The 15,184-nt window shown below is 39.9% G+C and carries 16 protein-coding genes and 1 tRNA gene; 13 read left to right on the top strand and 4 right to left on the bottom strand.

The features are described 5' to 3' along the window. Window positions 1-179: 179 nt before the first annotated feature. Window positions 180-3,215 (bottom strand): glycosyltransferase family 117 protein, encoded by a 3,036-nt coding sequence (locus GS399_RS08145; RefSeq protein WP_160844122.1) that lies wholly within the window; start codon window positions 3,213-3,215, stop codon window positions 180-182. A gap of 206 nt (window positions 3,216-3,421) precedes the next feature. On the opposite strand from GS399_RS08145, the gene GS399_RS08140 reads away from it, so the two are divergent. From GS399_RS08140 to GS399_RS08115, 6 genes are all read left to right on the top strand, one after another. Next, a tRNA-Gln gene (locus tag GS399_RS08140) sits at window positions 3,422-3,492 on the top strand. Window positions 3,493-3,565: 73 nt separating this feature from the next. Then, window positions 3,566-4,510 carry a ribose-phosphate pyrophosphokinase gene (locus GS399_RS08135; RefSeq protein ID WP_160844121.1) on the top strand — a complete coding sequence of 315 codons (945 nt, stop codon included), beginning with the start codon at window positions 3,566-3,568 and terminating at the stop codon, window positions 4,508-4,510. Between the two features lie 49 nt (window positions 4,511-4,559). Further along, window positions 4,560-5,141 carry a 50S ribosomal protein L25/general stress protein Ctc gene (locus GS399_RS08130; RefSeq protein WP_160844120.1) on the top strand — a complete coding sequence of 194 codons (582 nt, stop codon included), beginning with the start codon at window positions 4,560-4,562 and terminating at the stop codon, window positions 5,139-5,141. Between the two features lie 74 nt (window positions 5,142-5,215). Next, window positions 5,216-5,776 (top strand): aminoacyl-tRNA hydrolase, encoded by a 561-nt coding sequence (pth, locus tag GS399_RS08125; protein ID WP_160844119.1) that lies wholly within the window; start codon window positions 5,216-5,218, stop codon window positions 5,774-5,776. 214 nt (window positions 5,777-5,990) lie between these two features. Next, entirely contained in the window at window positions 5,991-8,435 is a 2,445-nt protein-coding gene (locus GS399_RS08120; protein ID WP_160844118.1) for an outer membrane beta-barrel family protein, read from the top strand. A 46-nt stretch (window positions 8,436-8,481) separates the two neighbouring features. Then, complete coding sequence (locus GS399_RS08115; protein WP_160844117.1) at window positions 8,482-8,760, top strand: (2Fe-2S) ferredoxin domain-containing protein; 279 nt, start codon at window positions 8,482-8,484, stop codon at window positions 8,758-8,760. Here GS399_RS08115 and GS399_RS08110 read toward each other — a convergent pair. Then, window positions 8,757-9,290 carry a ferritin gene (locus GS399_RS08110; RefSeq protein WP_160844116.1) on the bottom strand — a complete coding sequence of 178 codons (534 nt, stop codon included), beginning with the start codon at window positions 9,288-9,290 and terminating at the stop codon, window positions 8,757-8,759. The two genes, GS399_RS08115 and GS399_RS08110, sit on opposite strands and share 4 nt — an antisense overlap. 87 nt (window positions 9,291-9,377) lie before the next feature. Beyond that, window positions 9,378-9,740 (bottom strand): hypothetical protein, encoded by a 363-nt coding sequence (locus GS399_RS08105; RefSeq protein WP_160844115.1) that lies wholly within the window; start codon window positions 9,738-9,740, stop codon window positions 9,378-9,380. Between the two features lie 99 nt (window positions 9,741-9,839). Here GS399_RS08105 and GS399_RS08100 point away from each other — a divergent pair, with 99 nt between their 5' ends. Both GS399_RS08100 and GS399_RS08095 read left to right on the top strand, forming a co-directional pair. Further along, entirely contained in the window at window positions 9,840-10,187 is a 348-nt protein-coding gene (locus GS399_RS08100) for an ArsC family reductase (RefSeq protein ID WP_160844114.1), read from the top strand. Between the two features lie 81 nt (window positions 10,188-10,268). After that, window positions 10,269-12,275: a M1 family metallopeptidase gene (locus GS399_RS08095; RefSeq protein ID WP_237487903.1), complete on the top strand. Its 2,007-nt coding sequence runs from the start codon at window positions 10,269-10,271 to the stop codon at window positions 12,273-12,275. A 73-nt stretch (window positions 12,276-12,348) separates the two neighbouring features. Here GS399_RS08095 and GS399_RS08090 read toward each other — a convergent pair whose 3' ends face one another. Beyond that, window positions 12,349-12,663 carry a hypothetical protein gene (locus GS399_RS08090; protein WP_160844113.1) on the bottom strand — a complete coding sequence of 105 codons (315 nt, stop codon included), beginning with the start codon at window positions 12,661-12,663 and terminating at the stop codon, window positions 12,349-12,351. Between the two features lie 232 nt (window positions 12,664-12,895). Between GS399_RS08090 and GS399_RS08085 the strand changes: the two genes are divergently transcribed. From GS399_RS08085 to GS399_RS08065, 5 genes are all read left to right on the top strand, one after another. Further along, complete coding sequence (locus GS399_RS08085) at window positions 12,896-13,324, top strand: VOC family protein (protein WP_160844112.1); 429 nt, start codon at window positions 12,896-12,898, stop codon at window positions 13,322-13,324. Window positions 13,325-13,345: 21 nt separating this feature from the next. Next, a complete protein-coding gene (locus GS399_RS08080) occupies window positions 13,346-13,654 on the top strand; it encodes a hypothetical protein (RefSeq protein ID WP_160844111.1) in 309 nt (102 codons plus the stop codon). A gap of 116 nt (window positions 13,655-13,770) precedes the next feature. Then, a complete protein-coding gene (locus tag GS399_RS08075; RefSeq protein ID WP_160844110.1) occupies window positions 13,771-14,220 on the top strand; it encodes an SRPBCC family protein in 450 nt (149 codons plus the stop codon). Between the two features lie 47 nt (window positions 14,221-14,267). Further along, entirely contained in the window at window positions 14,268-14,645 is a 378-nt protein-coding gene (locus GS399_RS08070) for a DoxX family membrane protein (RefSeq protein WP_160844109.1), read from the top strand. A gap of 5 nt (window positions 14,646-14,650) precedes the next feature. Then, on the top strand, window positions 14,651-15,184 hold the full coding sequence (locus tag GS399_RS08065; protein WP_160844108.1) for a hypothetical protein: 534 nt from the start codon (window positions 14,651-14,653) through the stop codon (window positions 15,182-15,184).

Below are 15,184 nucleotides of genomic sequence, written 5' to 3'. Positions count from 1 at the left end.
AAATAATTACGGAGGCGGTTCTTAAATCAGACCGCCTTTTTTTATTTAATTAAGTGTGGCCAATTGGTTACCGTTTCATCCATCTGGCCTAAGAAGGATAAAAGAAAGATTTGGTGTATATAAACCACAAAAAAAGCGGCCCTTTTTTCAAGAGCCGCTTTTTCTTTTACAAGGATATGCTATCTCGCCGAACTCATAAACTTCGTTTCCAGTGATTTGAAATCATTGGTTAGTTTAATGTTGAGTTCTTTTTGTCCATTTTCAGCGGTGACACCGATTAACTCATTTAAAACTGACATGCCTAACTGGACGTCGTTTTGAACGCCATCACGGGTACGTGACAAATCGTAGAAGTAATTAAGTTCACTTTCCAGGTAGTCTGCTGTTTGCTGAACAAGCTTATTTGCCTTTTCTGTTTCCTTAAGTTTATACAATAAATCAATCGTATAATAACGGTGAAGGGTAAAATACATCGAGTAATTATAGTCAGGCACAACATCCAGCGATTTCAATACCGCTTTGCGCGCTTCTTCGGTTTTGCCCTCACTTAACAAGCTGGAACCTAAACCATTGAAGCTTTTCATGATAATGCCGATCATACGAGTGCTTTCCGGATCGAGATATTTAGCATTTTTCATGTTTCCCCACACAAACTTATTCATCATGTTATTGTACATCGCGCCGGTATTCAACTTATCATTATCCTGTTGAGCAGCCGTAGAATCTGTTTCTGCTTTTGTTTTCAAAGGCATCAGGCGATAAGCAAATCCTTCATCGTACAAATATTTGTCTAAGCCAATGAAGTTGCTTGACGGAACAGTGACGGCAAAATATACAGGGCGCTTCCAATCGTTATGCGCCAGGATGTCGATCATTGCAAGCTCAGTCTTGGTGATATAGTTTTTATTGTAAGTCCAGTCCATTGAAGGTGCAATACTGTCGCGAAGATTTGACGGAACTGTTCCTGTAGAAATCACTTGCTCCGGATTTATTGTAAGCTTGAAGTTTTTAGTTGGAAGAAAATTTTCCTTTGACCCGTCCTGATAAGTTAATTTATCATTGTCGTCATCAGAAACAAGCACGTCAAATAAATTCTTTAATTCAACTGAACCTGCGATTTTGTAATCATCGTTATAGCGAATTACATCACGAACGCCCTGCACGTATTTTTCATCAGCCATCGTTAATGGCAACGGAGTGGCCTCGTTAACTTTATACTTCATTTGGTTAATGTACCAGTCGGTGCCAAGCAGGCTGAGATTAACAATTCTTACATCTGGCCGTACATTTTCAACTTCCTGGGCGTACCATAAAGGGTAGGTGTCATTATCGCCATAGGTAAATAAGATCGCGTTAGGCGCGCATGATTCTAAATAGTCAATAGCGAAGTCACGTGGCGTAGTTTTCGTTGATCTGTTGTGATCATCCCATCCGTCTTTAGCCATTACAACCGGTGCAGCTAATAAACCAATAACAGTTGCCGCAATAGCGCCATTAGCCGGCGAAAGTTTTTTGAACAGATACTCCGCTAATCCGGCAACTCCTAATCCGATCCAGATTGCGTATGCATAAAACGATCCCGCGTAAGCGTAGTCACGTTCGCGTGGCTGCAAAGGTGTTTGGTTTAAGTATAACACGATTGCCATCCCTGTAAAAAAGAAAAGCAGTCCAACAACGCCGGCGTCTTTTTGATTCCGTTTAAAATGCCAAACAGCACCAATGATCCCTAAGATGAAAGGAAGCATGAAAAAGCGGTTGTAAGCTTTATTTTTAAGCACACTTTGAGGCAAATGGTCTTGCGGTCCAAGGTGCATAGCGTCAAGGAATTTAATACCGGTTATCCAGTTCCCGTCGCGATTATTACCGTTGCCTTGTTCATCATTCTGCCTGCCGACGAAATTCCACGCAAAATATCTCGCGTACATAAAGCCGGTTTGGTAACTAAACAGGAAACCAAGATTTTGGACAAAATTCGGAGACTGAGATTCTCCCAGCTGCATCCATTCACGGTAAAACCCAACGTGCTGAGGATCGTCGCTGTACATACGGGGAAGCAGCGTATTGCGATCGTAAACTTGTTCAAATTTCCGGCCAGCAACTTCATATTTTTCTTTTCCCTTGCGATATATATTTCCGCCTTCATTATAGTCAACCGCTTTAGAATCGAAATAAGGCCCATAAGCTAGCGGCCTGTCGCCATATTGTTCACGGTTAAGGTAGCTTAAGAAAGCAAAAGCATTGTCAGGATCGCTGTTATTAAGTGATGGATTAGCTTTTGCACGGATGATGATCATCGCAAAAGAACTGTATCCAACTAATATAAAAGCAAAGCAAATTAAGGCAAGATTTAAAACCGGTTTAGCCTTCCGGATGGAATACATAACGCCATAAACAATTGCGGCGATTAGTAGTATTGCAAAAACCGCTACACCAGTTCCAAAACCCATTCCTAGCGAGTTAACAAAGAACAAGTCAAAATACGCGGCGATTTTAATGAGATACTGAATAATGCCATATTGGATGACTCCCAGAATTACAATTCCGATTAACAACGTAAGTATTGTTCCGCGTGATGTTGGCTTAGGGGTACGTTTAAAATAATATACAAGTGCAATAGCCGGAATAGCAAGAAGGTTAAGTAAGTGTACACCGATAGATAACCCCATTACATATGCGATGAAAACGATCCATTTATCAGCAAATGGCTCGTCCGCATGTTGTTCCCATTTTAAAATAGCCCAAAAAACAATTGCGGTACATAGTGACGACATAGCATAGACTTCAGATTCGACAGCTGAAAACCAGAAAGAATCGGAAAAAGTGTAAGCCAATGCTCCGACAGCTCCTGAACCCATGATCAGAACCAGTTTGCCTGTGGTAAGTTCTTCGCCGGTTCTCCAGATAATCTTTTTAACAAGTGCTGTTATAGTCCAGAAAAGAAAAAGAATTGTTGCGCCACTTGATAAGGCCGAACCTACGTTCATCCAATAAGCCACCTTATGAATGTTGCCACCGGCAAGCAGTGAAAACATTTTTTGAATCATCAGGAAAAGTGGAGCACCCGGTTGATGCACAATTTGTAACTTATATGCAGCCGAGATAAATTCCCCGCAATCCCAAAAACTGGCTGAAGGTTCTAATGTAAGAACGTAGGTAGCTGTAGCGATTATAAAGCATAGCCATCCTATTAAATTGTTTGTTTTACTATAAGTCATATAAAATGAATCTGTAATCGATTATTACGCGCCGAAAATAGTGAATAGTATTTAATTAATGAGTTGCAACCAAATTTAAATTGATTTAGAAACGGTTTTAAAGCCTGATTATTTGGTTCGAAAAAAAAATAAAATTCATTTGCATCATTTATTCTAAGCCTCTATATTTGCAGTCCCGTTCAAAACAATGGTTTTGGCAGGCGGATTGCCCGATAGTATAAAGGTAGTACATCTGATTTTGGTTCAGATTGTCTAGGTTCGAATCCTGGTCGGGCAACAATAAAAAAGAATACTTCGGATTGTGCATCTTTGTGCAATCCGAATTTTTTTTAATCCCTTATTGTCAAAGCATGCCTCTTCAGTTTAATCCTGTAAAGCTATTTGCCGGATCGGGGACAAAGGCCCTCGCGAATAAAATTGCCAGTTCATATGGCAAGGAATTAGGTGACATATCCCTCTCGCGTTTCAGTGACGGCGAATTTCAGCCTGCTTTTAATGAATCAGTTCGCGGATGCGACGTTTTCTTAATCCAGTCGACAAACCAGCCAAATGACAACTTGATTGAATTGTTAATGCTTATCGACGCGGCCAGACGAGCTTCGGCGCATTATATCACAGTGGTGGTTCCTTATTTTGGGCTTGCGCGCCAGGATAGAAAAGACAAACCGCGGGTTGCGATTGGAGCAAAGCTAATTGCTAATTTAATTACAGCCGCTGGTGCCGATCGTATCATGACAATGGATCTCCATGCTGCCCAGATTCAGGGATTTTTCGACATTCCGGTTGATCACCTCGACGGATCTATTATTTTCGTTCCATACATAAAGAGTTTAAACCTTCCTAATCTTACCATTGCGTCACCAGACATCGGTGGTTCAAACAGGGCGCGTACGTTCGCGAAGTTTTTTAACGCCGAAATGGTAATCTGCGATAAACGCCGTAAGCGAGCCAACGAGATAGAATCAATGTCAATTATTGGCGATGTAACCGGTCAGGATATCGTTTTGATAGATGATATCTGCGATACTGCCGGAACGTTGGCGAAAGCCGCCGGTTTAATTATGGAAAACGGTGCTAATAGTGTTCGGGCAGTTTGTACGCATGCCGTCCTATCCGGGAAAGCGTACGATACAATTGAAAGTTCCGCGCTGTCGGAGATAATTGTAACAGACACTATTGCTACATGTCGCGAAAGCGGTAAAATTAAAGTTCTGTCTACAGCCGATCTGTTTGCCAAAGCTATCGCTAACGTAAACGAGCATGGATCAATCAGTCAGTTGTTTAAAATAGATTAGAAAATAATTAATCAAAAGCGTATCTTTGCGCCTCATTTAAATTAAAGATATGAATACTATCGCTATTAGCGGTTCTCTAAGAGAGAACGTAGGGAAACGCGACGCCAAAGAGCTGCGTTATCAGGGATTGGTACCTGCTGTTTTATATGGTGGAAAAGAGCAATTGCACTTCGCTGTAAATGTATCCGATCTTAAGCCATTGATTTATACGCCGGAAGTTAATTTTGTTGAAATTGAAGTTGCTGGTAAAAAAGCAAAAGCTATCATACAAGATATTCAGTTTCACCCGTTGAATGAAACAATCCTGCACGTTGATTTTTTCGCTTTGTCAGAAGACAAGCCGTTAACAATGCAAATCCCGGTTAAATTAACAGGAACATCTCCAGGTGTTAAAATGGGGGGTAAGTTAACTCAGAAACTTCGCAAATTACGTGTTAAAGCTTTACCAGCTAACATGCCTCAATATGTAGAAGTTAGCATGGAAGGTTTAGAAGTTGGTAAATCGGTACGTGTTGGTGAGTTAAACTTTCCAAACGTTCAGATTACTAACAATGCAGATGATACAATCGTTTCAGTAGGAATGTCTCGTGCATTGCGTCAGGCTGAGCAAGAAGCTGCAAAAGGAAAATAATTATTGCACAAACGTGTAATTTTAAAAGCAGTGCATTTAGTTGTACTGCTTTTTTTGTTTAATCTTAATTTTAAATGAAGTACTTAATCGTTGGTTTAGGGAATATTGGGCACGAATACGCTGACACCCGTCATAACATTGGTTTTATGGTTTTGGACGAGATGGCAAAAAAAGCCGGCGTGACCTATAGTAACCTGCGTTTAGCTTATTACGCCGAAATGAACCATAAAGGGAAAAAGCTATTCCTTATTAAGCCAACAACTTATATGAATTTAAGTGGCAAAGCAGTTAATTACTGGATGCATGAGCTGAAAATTCCCGTCGAAAATATTCTCGTTATTGTCGACGATCTTGCTATCCCATTTGGTGCTATACGTTTAAAACCAAAAGGAGGAAATGCAGGCCATAATGGCTTAAAAAGTATCGAAGGATTGGTTGGCGGCCAAAATTATCCCCGGCTGCGTTTTGGTATCGGTGACAATTTTCCTAAAGGCCGGCAAGTCGATTATGTGCTTAGCGGCTTTGATAACGATGAAATACCTGAATTGCCTGCTCTCATCGATCGTTCGATAGACATGATTGAAAGTTTTGTGACAGCTGGTATGGAACTTACCATGACACGTTTCAACAAATAGCGGGTCCTCAAAATGATTTATGGAAAACCATGCAACGTCTCATCTTAGGAAACGTCAGATGGAAGTGTTATATGAGCATTCAGTAAGTTTCGATTTAATAAAAGTCTTTCAACGTGTAGTAATGTAAAAATTCTGTTGATAACAATTTTTAACATTTAGCTAATAATAAAAATATTATTATTGAAAAACTAAACTTTTAACCTATCATCCTGTGATGAAATTTTACCTTTCAAGCTTTTTGCTACTGTTCTCTGCTTTTTTTTCCTATTCACAAGTCCAATCTGGTTATACAATTAAAGGTGTAGTGGCTGATTCGGCTTCAAAAAAATCCCTTGATTTTGTCACTATCTCTTTAAAAAAAGAGAATCAACCATTTAAGACTACGCTGTCAAAAACAGACGGAACCTTTAATTTTAATCAACTTTCAAACGCCAATTACTCTGTTGCCGTAGTAGCTGTAGGCTATACAAGTAAATCAGTGTCCATTGATTTGAAGAATGCGGAACAGGGTGTAATAAATCTGGGTAAAATTTACCTGGCTACAGAAAGCAAATCCTTGAAAGAAGTAGCTGTAAATGCACAGCGACCGGTAATCAAACAGGAAGTGGACAGGATAGCTTATGATGTTCAGGCAGACGTTGAAAGTAAATCATTGAATGTGCTTGATATGATGCGAAAAGTTCCGATGCTTTCGCTTGATGGCGACGACAACATTCAGCTCCAGGGAAAATCAAATTATAAAATTCTGATAAACGGAAAGCCGTCAAGTATGGTGGCGAAAAATCCAAAAGATGTTCTTAAAGCGATGCCTGCTTCAAGCATCCAAAAAATTGAAGTAATCACTACTCCTCCAGCTAAATATGACAGCGAAGGATTAGCCGGAATTATCAACATTATAACTAATAAGAAGATAGATAATGGCTATAATGGTAATGTGAATCTGAGGGAAAATTTTCCGGTGGGTGGACCTGGCGGCGGCATGTCTTTTACGGTTAAGCAAGGTAAATTCGGAGCGTCAGGATATGGGGGAATAGGTGTTTGGAAACAGCCGCAGCAACCGAGCTCAAGTACAAGACTTACGACTGACACACTGCCTTCGGCTTTGCTGCAAAATGGCAGCCGTTCCTTTAAAAATCAGTTCGGATATATCGGAACAGAGCTAAGCTATGAAATTGACACGCTCAATCTTCTCACGGCTGAAATAAATTTGAATAAAGGAAATTTTAATTCTGACGGAAATCAGCTGTCGCGGTTAAATTACCTGGATAATGCTGATCGAATTATACAAGGATATAATCTTGAGAGTGATAGTAAACAAAATTGGAGAGGTACTGATTTAAGTCTCAACTATCAGCTCGGCTTCAAAAACAAGAAAGATCGTTTGCTGACGTTTTCATATAAATATAGCCGGGAAGGTGAGGGGCAGAATGATAACATGAATGTTTCTGATTGCATTTCATGTGGATTACCAAGCTATACACAAGCGAACGACGGTTCGTCTACCGAGCAAACAATCCAGGCGGATTATGTACATCCTGTTAAAAAATTAAATATTGAGGCTGGTTTGAAAGGCATCTTAAGAAACAGTAAAAGTGATTTTGAATATAGCGGTCTGGATTCGGCATCGGGCCAATATATAATCGTTCCGGGCCTTTCGAACAAATACACTAATAAGCAAAATATATTGGGAGCGTATAATTCATATACATACAATCTAAAGGATTGGGGGTTTAAAGCCGGCTTACGTATTGAGGAAACTATTGTAAACGCCAACTTTATTTCAACCCAATCAAATGTTGATCAGAATTACTTTAATTTCATTCCATCAATCTCGGTAAGCCGTAAGTTTAAAAACTCTATGAGCGTTAATACCGGATTTACTCAGCGTATCCAACGTCCGAATATATACAACCTAAATCCGTTTGTTGACCGTTCAAACCCTAATTTTCAATCCGGGGGAAATCCAAATCTTGATGCTGTGGTAAATAATAATTTCCAACTCGGATTTAGCAGCTTCAAAAAAGGCTCGATCAACTTAAATTTGAATTATTCATTCGCGAACAACACCATTCAGCGCGTGTCGTTATATGATCCTGAAACACGTGTAACTAATTCTACCTATCAAAATATTGGAAAAGATAAATCTCTGGGAGGCAATCTAAGCGTTAATTATCCGCTAACAAAGAACTGGAATGTCAATTTGGGCGGTAACCTTCAGTATGCCTGGCTTCAGGGTATAATCAATGGCGAGCTGCTTAAAAACGAAGGATTAAATGGCTACTTATACGGAAATACAGGATACAAAATAAAACAAGGCTTTAATTTAAATGCAAGTTTCAGCTATGGCAGCCCGAATGTAATGTTACAGGGAAAATCCAGTTCATACTTCTACACCTCAGTTACAGTTACGAAGGATATTATAAAAGATAAGTTAAGCTTTTCGGCAGGCATGAATAATCCGTTTACTAAATACCGGAACTACAATGTGACGACCGCCGGTTCGGATTTCAGCCAAACTAATTTTTCGCAGATGTATTGGCGCTCTTACCGGTTCAATATCAATTACAAGTTCGGAAAATTACAGGGTGACATTAAAAAAAATCAACGGAAGATCAATAACGACGACAGCTCTGGCGGAGGTAAAAGCACCAGCAATTAATTGAAACAAATTGATTTCTACTTGCTTTTTAATTTAAACGTTTAAAATGAGCAAGTTTCATATCCCTGAAAAAGTTGTTTATGTGTGTGTCGGAAGCAAATGCTCGAAACGGGGAGGTAAAGATTTTTATAAGCTTTTTAAATCTTATAAAAAAAGATATGGCTTAAAAGATGAAGTTGAAGTAATTAAGGTTGACTGCACAGACCGGTGTAAGTTCGCCCCGGTTTTAGCCATTCAGCCGGATAACATCTGGTTAAAAGAATACTCAGAAAAAGAGGCGCTTAATTTAGTTGAGCGCCTCCTTATAGAGAAAAAAGAAGTTTAGCTGGCTTCGCTGTCGTAATTAATTTTACCTACGTGCTTATCAATTTCCCAATGCCCGGTTCCTGATTCTCCAATTACTTCAAACAATTCGAGGGCACGACGAGCCTTGTATTCTTCTTCACGCTGTTCTTTCAGGAACCAGTTTAAAAATTCCATGGTTACATAATCCTGTTCTTTATGACAGCGGGCAGCAATATTTTTAAAGGACTGCGTAATAGCGATTTCCTGGTCCAGAGCATCTTCGAAAATTTCACGAAATGAATTATACTCAATTTTAATGTTAGCAATTTCCGGTGAAATGGCCGTTCCGCCCATGTCCAGCAGATACTTATAAAGTTTCAGCTGATGATGACGTTCTTCGTCCGATTGCTTAAAAAAATATGTAGCCGAATTATCGAAGCCATTCCTGTCACACCAGGATGCCATCGATAAATATATAGAGGAGGAATGTGCTTCTTTTTTTACCTGTTGATTTAAAAGGCTTTCAATTTCTGTTGATAGAAGGCCTTTAATACGCATAAGATCTTTCATAAACGCTTGAATTTATATTCCAAGGTAACAACAAAAACACAAAAACGTGTGGGGTGTTCGCAATATGAAATGAGTCTAAATATGCTTTTAAGCGATGTAACGCTGCAGGCAATCCTTGATCATATGATTAAGCTGAAACATTGCGAACGCTCCTTCAAGGATGTCTTTCAACGCAATCAGGTCGGTAATGCTTAAAACATAGCAATGTTCACAAGCGGCAAGGGTGACAATTTCTATGTCAGGAAGTAATGCGCTCCTGGTAAGCAGCTGTTCGATGTTGTAGCTAACGATCTGCTTTTTCAATCTCGAAAAACACGAAAATGAATAACGAGCCGTTTTTCCGCCGAAAATCAAATACAAACATTGTTCATCGTCCGACTGATAGACTGCGCCTTTATGCGTTTTAAAAACCTCAATTAAATTTTCGCTGATCGCTTGCTGTACTTCCATGTTATTTAGAACGATTCAAAGATCAATTTTATTTAGAATTAATCCAAATAGATTTTAAAATTATTTACGTTCTTATATTTGTCGTTCTAAAAAACGATAATGATAGTTTACGGAATAAAGAATTGTAACACAGTAAAAAAAGCACTTGATTGGTTGTCGGCAAATAATATTCAATATGAATTTCACGACTTTAAAAAATCTGGCGCCCCCGAAGAAAAATTGAAGGAATGGATTGATAAAGTGGGTTGGGAGCCACTCGTTAACAAACGTGGCACAACATGGAAGCAACTTGATCCGGCTGTTCAGCAAACGGTAAACAACGAACAAGCTGCTATAAAATTAATGCAGGAAAAGACAAGTGTTATCAAACGCCCTGTAATTGAGCGTGATGGTAATATTATTCTTGGGTTCGATGAAGAGCAATACAAGAGTGTGTTGACGAAATAGCCATTGGTAACAATTGCTTTACACGTAAGGAAATCGCCGGCCTTATCGGTTATTTTACAGGCTTAAAACTTTAAACTTTATATGAATTTTAGATTAAAAGCAATGGCTTTGGCTGCAATTTGCTGCGGCAGTTTCCAAGCGAATGCACAGCGAACAAACGGCGTAAAGATACCGGATCTCGGTGCCGCGCCAGCAAGCAACTACAGTTACACAGACTTGTTTTCGCCGTTGTTCTACACAAAGAATGGCACAGAATACCGTTCGGCCAGCGGCCAGCCAGGCCAGCAGTATTGGCAAAACAGAGCCGACTATAAGCTGAATGTACGTTTGAACGAAGCTACAAACGAAATTTCTGGCTCCGAAATACTTAATTATACAAATAACAGCCCGGATAAGATGTCCTTTATCTGGATGAATCTAGAGCAAAATCTTTTTAAACAAGATTCACGCGGAACGGCGATTGTTCCTATTAACGGCAGCCGTAACGGCGGCCGGGGACAAGTTTTTGACGCGGGATATAAAATTAAATCCGTTTCGCTATTAAGCACTGATAAAAAAGGCGCATCAACTGAGCTTAAATACGAAATTACCGATGCGAAAATGCAGGTGTTTTTACCCTCAAATCTGGCATCAAAAGGCGGACAAATTAAAATAAAGATCGATTATTCATTTATCGCTCCGGATTACGGATCAGACAGAATGGGTGTTCTTCCAACACAAAACGGAAAGATTTTCACAATAGCGCAGTGGTATCCACGGATGTGCGTTTATGATGATGTACTTGGATGGAACACGATTCCTTACACTGGCCCAAGTGAGTTTTATCTTGAGTATGGAGACTTTGATCTGAATATAACAGCTCCGGCAAACCATGCTGTCGTATGTTCAGGCGAATTGTTAAACGCGAAAGATGTTTACAGCGCAGCGCAAGTAGCAAAGTGGGACGCTGCGGCCAAAAGCGAGCAGACAGTAATGATCCGCTCAGCTGCCGACGTGGCAAAAGCGGCTGCTGAAAAAACATCAAAAACACTGACCTGGCACTATAAGATCAGCAATGCTCGCGATGCTTCATGGGCATCTTCAGCTGCTTTTATTGTTGATGCTGCAAAAATTAATCTTCAAAGCGGAAAAAGATGTTTGGCGATATCGGCATACCCGGTTGAAAGTGCAGGAGATACTGCCTGGAGCCGATCAACTGAATACACCAAAAAGTCAATTGAATACAATTCGGCGAAATGGTTTGAATTCCCTTACCCCGCAGCTACTAATGTTGCCGGTAATGAAGGTGGAATGGAATATCCCGGAATCGTCTTTTGTGGATGGAAATCCAAAACGGCAGGATTATGGGGCGTTACCGATCATGAGTTTGGTCATACCTGGTTCCCGATGATCGTTGGTTCGAACGAGCGCTTATACGGATGGATGGATGAAGGTTTTAATACCTTTATCAATACGTTAAGCACCAATAACTTTAATAATGGTGAGTATAAGCAGCAAGCTATGGATATGCATCGCTTAGCTACTATCTATACAAACCCGGCTCTTGAGCCTATTATGCACAGTGCGGATAACATGAAGGAATTGAATATTGGCACTTTGCTTTACCGGAAACCAAGTGCGGGACTGGTAATGCTGAGAGAACAGATCTTAGGTCCGGAGCGGTTTGACCGCGCCTTCAAAACATATATTCAGCGCTGGGCATTCAAACACCCGACACCCGACGACTTTTTCAGGACTATCGAAAATGTAGCCGGCGAGAACTTACAATGGTTCTGGAGAGGCTGGTATCAAAATAACTGGCGTTTGGATATGTCGGTAAGAGGCGTTAAATATGTTAATGATGATCCAAAGCAGGGTGCTTACATTGGCATCGATAACCTGGAAAAATTTGCTGCTCCTATCGTGATGGATGTAAAATTGCAAAGCGGTAAAGTGGATCGCGTTAAGTTGCCGGTTGAAATCTGGGAGCGTAACAACTATTGGATTTATAAATATAATTCCACGGAAGAGATCGAGTCAGTAACTCTTGATCCGGATCACGTTTTCCCGGATCACAATTCCGACAACGATACCTGGAAATCCAAATAATGAAAACAAAAGAGCCGGTTAAACCGGCTCTTTGCATTTAAACACTTTATAAAAAAACGGGTATTCGTATTAACTACTGGATGTTAACGGCGCTTAAAATATTCTCAGTTACATCTATTCCTCCATTTAAATTGTTTGTAATTGCCGTTAATGTATGCGATGGGCCTTCCGGAAAGCACCACCAGCCACAAACAAACGATATGAAAGTCCAGATCAATCCTCTTGCCGCCCGGTTCTCATAGGATCTTACAAAATAAATGTCTGTGTTTTTTTTCAGGGTAATGAAAAGCAATGAAATGGTATACTGATAAACAATGAATTTAGCGCCTCGCTTGATTTCATTGTGAATTTCGACCGCCGATAATGACGCTAATCCTTTGATTGACATTGATCTTTATTAAAGTGTGATGTTTAGATTATTGAATATAACTGTAAATGCCTCAATATCAGAATAATTTTTTCAACAACGTAAACTTATCTGTGAATAACTGAGAAATATTAGAGTTGTTTTTTCACAGCGTCATATACGACGCATTTTCCCCTTCAGAATGTCGTATTTGAGGCGTACCAGTCTCGGAACTCCCATATAACTTTGATAGTATAAACTTAAAACTACGAAAATGACAACTATGAATTCTTATTTGAATTTTCCTGGAACAACAGAGGATGCATTCGATTTTTACAAATCAGTTTTTGGTGGCGAATTCACAGCTTTGCAGCGATTTAAAGATACTCCCGGCTGTGAAAATGTAGCAGAAGCAGATGGCGGAAAAATAATGCATATTTCCTTGCCGATTGGAAATAACATTTTAATGGCTACCGACGCGCTTGAATCAATGGGCCAGTCATTGAAAGTTGGTACAAATATCTCTTTGTCACTCAATACTGATTCGCTGGAAGAAGCCGAACGTGTTTTCAATGCGCTTTCCCAAGGTGCAAATGTAACTAACCCGCTTCAGAAAATGTTTTGGGGAGCTTATTGGGGTATGCTAACCGACCGTTTTGATATTCAGTGGATGGTAAATTTTGACGAAAACCAAGCTTCATAAACCAACGTAACATACTGGCAAATGAACACGTTTATCCTGACCGAAAATCTTCTGGCGTTTGGTTTTCAGGTTAAAAATTTTCCCGAAGGTATTGATGATGCTTTTAAGTCGCTTATAAAAAAGGTTGATGGCGGTTTTACGCGATCATTCTATGGAATCAGCAGCATAACACAAACAGGTGAGATTGTCTACCTGGCCGCTGCACAGGAATTACGTACCGGCGAAGCAGAGGAACTTGACTGTGAAAAAATTGCAATTGCCGCCGGTTCTTATTCATATGAGGTTGTAAAAATTGGAGAAGCAGGACTCATGAAATTAAAACGGTTTTAATGAGGTTGTCTGAAGAAGATCAGGCAGACCTGACGGAGCCCTGCGTAGAATGCTATAAGGACGAAGACGAAATGTGGTGTATGATAAAGTTAAAAAGTGATTAACCAAATACTATCATGGAATTAAAGAGAATTGAAAAGACGATTAATATTAATGCTCCCATAACGAAAGTATGGCCGGTACTTTACCGCGACGAGCTTACCCGGCAGTGGTATTCTGAATTTAGTACTGGCACTTATGCAGAATCAGACTGGAAAGAAGGCAGTAAAGTTATTTTTAAAGATGAGTCAAATAGCGGTATCGTTGGCAAGGTAGTCAGCAATAAGCCAGAATACCTGGCAATTGAATATACCGGCGTTATAAACGATGACAAGGAAGATTACGAAAGTGGGATGGCAAAGGATATGGCTGGCTGTCAGGAAATCTACAAATCATCAGAGGTTGATGGCATAACTACACTTGAAATTTCCTGCGATATGGGCGAACCATATTTCGAGGAAATGTCGAAGGCCTGGGACAGGGCATTGGAAAAGATAAAACAGTTGTCTGAATCTAAAAGTAATTAATATAATTTTTAACTTCACGTAATTGTAACCTAATCCAATATTCAAATATGAAAATTGCAGCAATTGTCGTCAGAGTTTTAATGGGGCTGATGTTCCTCTTTGCCTCGATACCGGTTCTCTTTCACCTGATGCCAACCCCGGAATTGAAGGGTGATATTAAAGTATTTATGACGGGAATCATGGCTGCCCGTTATCTGTTCCCGCTGATTAAAATAACAGAATTGCTCTGCGGAATTGCATTCGTTACCGGCTTTTTTGTCCCATTGGCTGTTGTGGTTATATTTCCGATTATTATCAACATCGTTTTGTACCACGCTTATCTTGGTCCGTCAGAGTTGCCAATTGCCATTGCGTTGTTGATTTGCGACTTGTTTTTAGCCTGGTATTACCGGGACAGATATAAACCAATTCTTTCAGCAAAATAACTTCTATGAGATTTTTCAAGATTCTACTTTCGATTATTGTGTTCTCTGCGCTTTTTAACGCGTGTAAAAAAGATGCTTCTCAAAACAAGTTAATAGACAGTTACTCCAAATTTAAAGAGTTCAAAAAATCTACTGACGACAATTATAGTTACACGGTTATTAGTGGTTCGTGGACTGGAATCGCCACCGAGACGACAATAACTGTGATGTACGGAACTGTTAGAATGCGCGAATGTTCTTTGTTTGCGATTGACGGCGGTACTGGTGTAAAAGTTTTAAAGGAGTCTTGGGTAGAGGATGTTAAAACTTTAGGAACGCACAAAAGTGGGGCTGAAGCGCTGACACTCGACCAGGTTTATGAAAAAGCCGGAAATGTGTGGCTGAAAGCAAACACAAAAGAGAACGATATCTATTTTGAGACAGCAAACAACGGCATGATTTCCAACTGTGGTTACGTCCCAAAAAACTGCATTGATGATTGCTTTGTCGGGATTAACATAAGTAATATTTCTCAGGTTTCGGTTATAGGGGTAAAGTAA

Source organism: Hufsiella arboris (genome assembly GCF_009834875.1).
GTDB classification, from domain to species: domain Bacteria; phylum Bacteroidota; class Bacteroidia; order Sphingobacteriales; family Sphingobacteriaceae; genus Hufsiella_A; species Hufsiella_A arboris.
The sequence above is the reverse complement of the archived record's forward strand: the minus strand, read 5'-3'. Positions and strand labels throughout refer to the sequence as shown.

Excerpts from the sequence above, each read along its gene's own strand:
- GS399_RS08090 (WP_160844113.1), bottom strand. The coding sequence starts at position 12,663 with ATGTCAATCAAAGGATTAGCGTCATTATCGGCGGTCGAAATTCACAAT.
- GS399_RS08065 (WP_160844108.1), top strand. The coding sequence starts at position 14,651 with ATGAGATTTTTCAAGATTCTACTTTCGATTATTGTGTTCTCTGCGCTT.
- GS399_RS08120 (WP_160844118.1), top strand. The coding sequence starts at position 5,991 with ATGAAATTTTACCTTTCAAGCTTTTTGCTACTGTTCTCTGCTTTTTTT.
- GS399_RS08080 (WP_160844111.1), top strand. The coding sequence starts at position 13,346 with ATGAACACGTTTATCCTGACCGAAAATCTTCTGGCGTTTGGTTTTCAG.
- GS399_RS08095 (WP_237487903.1), top strand. The coding sequence starts at position 10,269 with ATGAATTTTAGATTAAAAGCAATGGCTTTGGCTGCAATTTGCTGCGGC.
- GS399_RS08085 (WP_160844112.1), top strand. The coding sequence starts at position 12,896 with ATGACAACTATGAATTCTTATTTGAATTTTCCTGGAACAACAGAGGAT.
- GS399_RS08075 (WP_160844110.1), top strand. The coding sequence starts at position 13,771 with ATGGAATTAAAGAGAATTGAAAAGACGATTAATATTAATGCTCCCATA.
- GS399_RS08110 (WP_160844116.1), bottom strand. The coding sequence starts at position 9,290 with ATGAAAGATCTTATGCGTATTAAAGGCCTTCTATCAACAGAAATTGAA.
- pth (WP_160844119.1), top strand. The coding sequence starts at position 5,216 with ATGAAGTACTTAATCGTTGGTTTAGGGAATATTGGGCACGAATACGCT.
- GS399_RS08145 (WP_160844122.1), bottom strand. The coding sequence starts at position 3,215 with ATGACTTATAGTAAAACAAACAATTTAATAGGATGGCTATGCTTTATA.
- GS399_RS08070 (WP_160844109.1), top strand. The coding sequence starts at position 14,268 with ATGAAAATTGCAGCAATTGTCGTCAGAGTTTTAATGGGGCTGATGTTC.
- GS399_RS08105 (WP_160844115.1), bottom strand. The coding sequence starts at position 9,740 with ATGGAAGTACAGCAAGCGATCAGCGAAAATTTAATTGAGGTTTTTAAA.
- GS399_RS08115 (WP_160844117.1), top strand. The coding sequence starts at position 8,482 with ATGAGCAAGTTTCATATCCCTGAAAAAGTTGTTTATGTGTGTGTCGGA.
- GS399_RS08135 (WP_160844121.1), top strand. The coding sequence starts at position 3,566 with ATGCCTCTTCAGTTTAATCCTGTAAAGCTATTTGCCGGATCGGGGACA.
- GS399_RS08100 (WP_160844114.1), top strand. The coding sequence starts at position 9,840 with ATGATAGTTTACGGAATAAAGAATTGTAACACAGTAAAAAAAGCACTT.
- GS399_RS08130 (WP_160844120.1), top strand. The coding sequence starts at position 4,560 with ATGAATACTATCGCTATTAGCGGTTCTCTAAGAGAGAACGTAGGGAAA.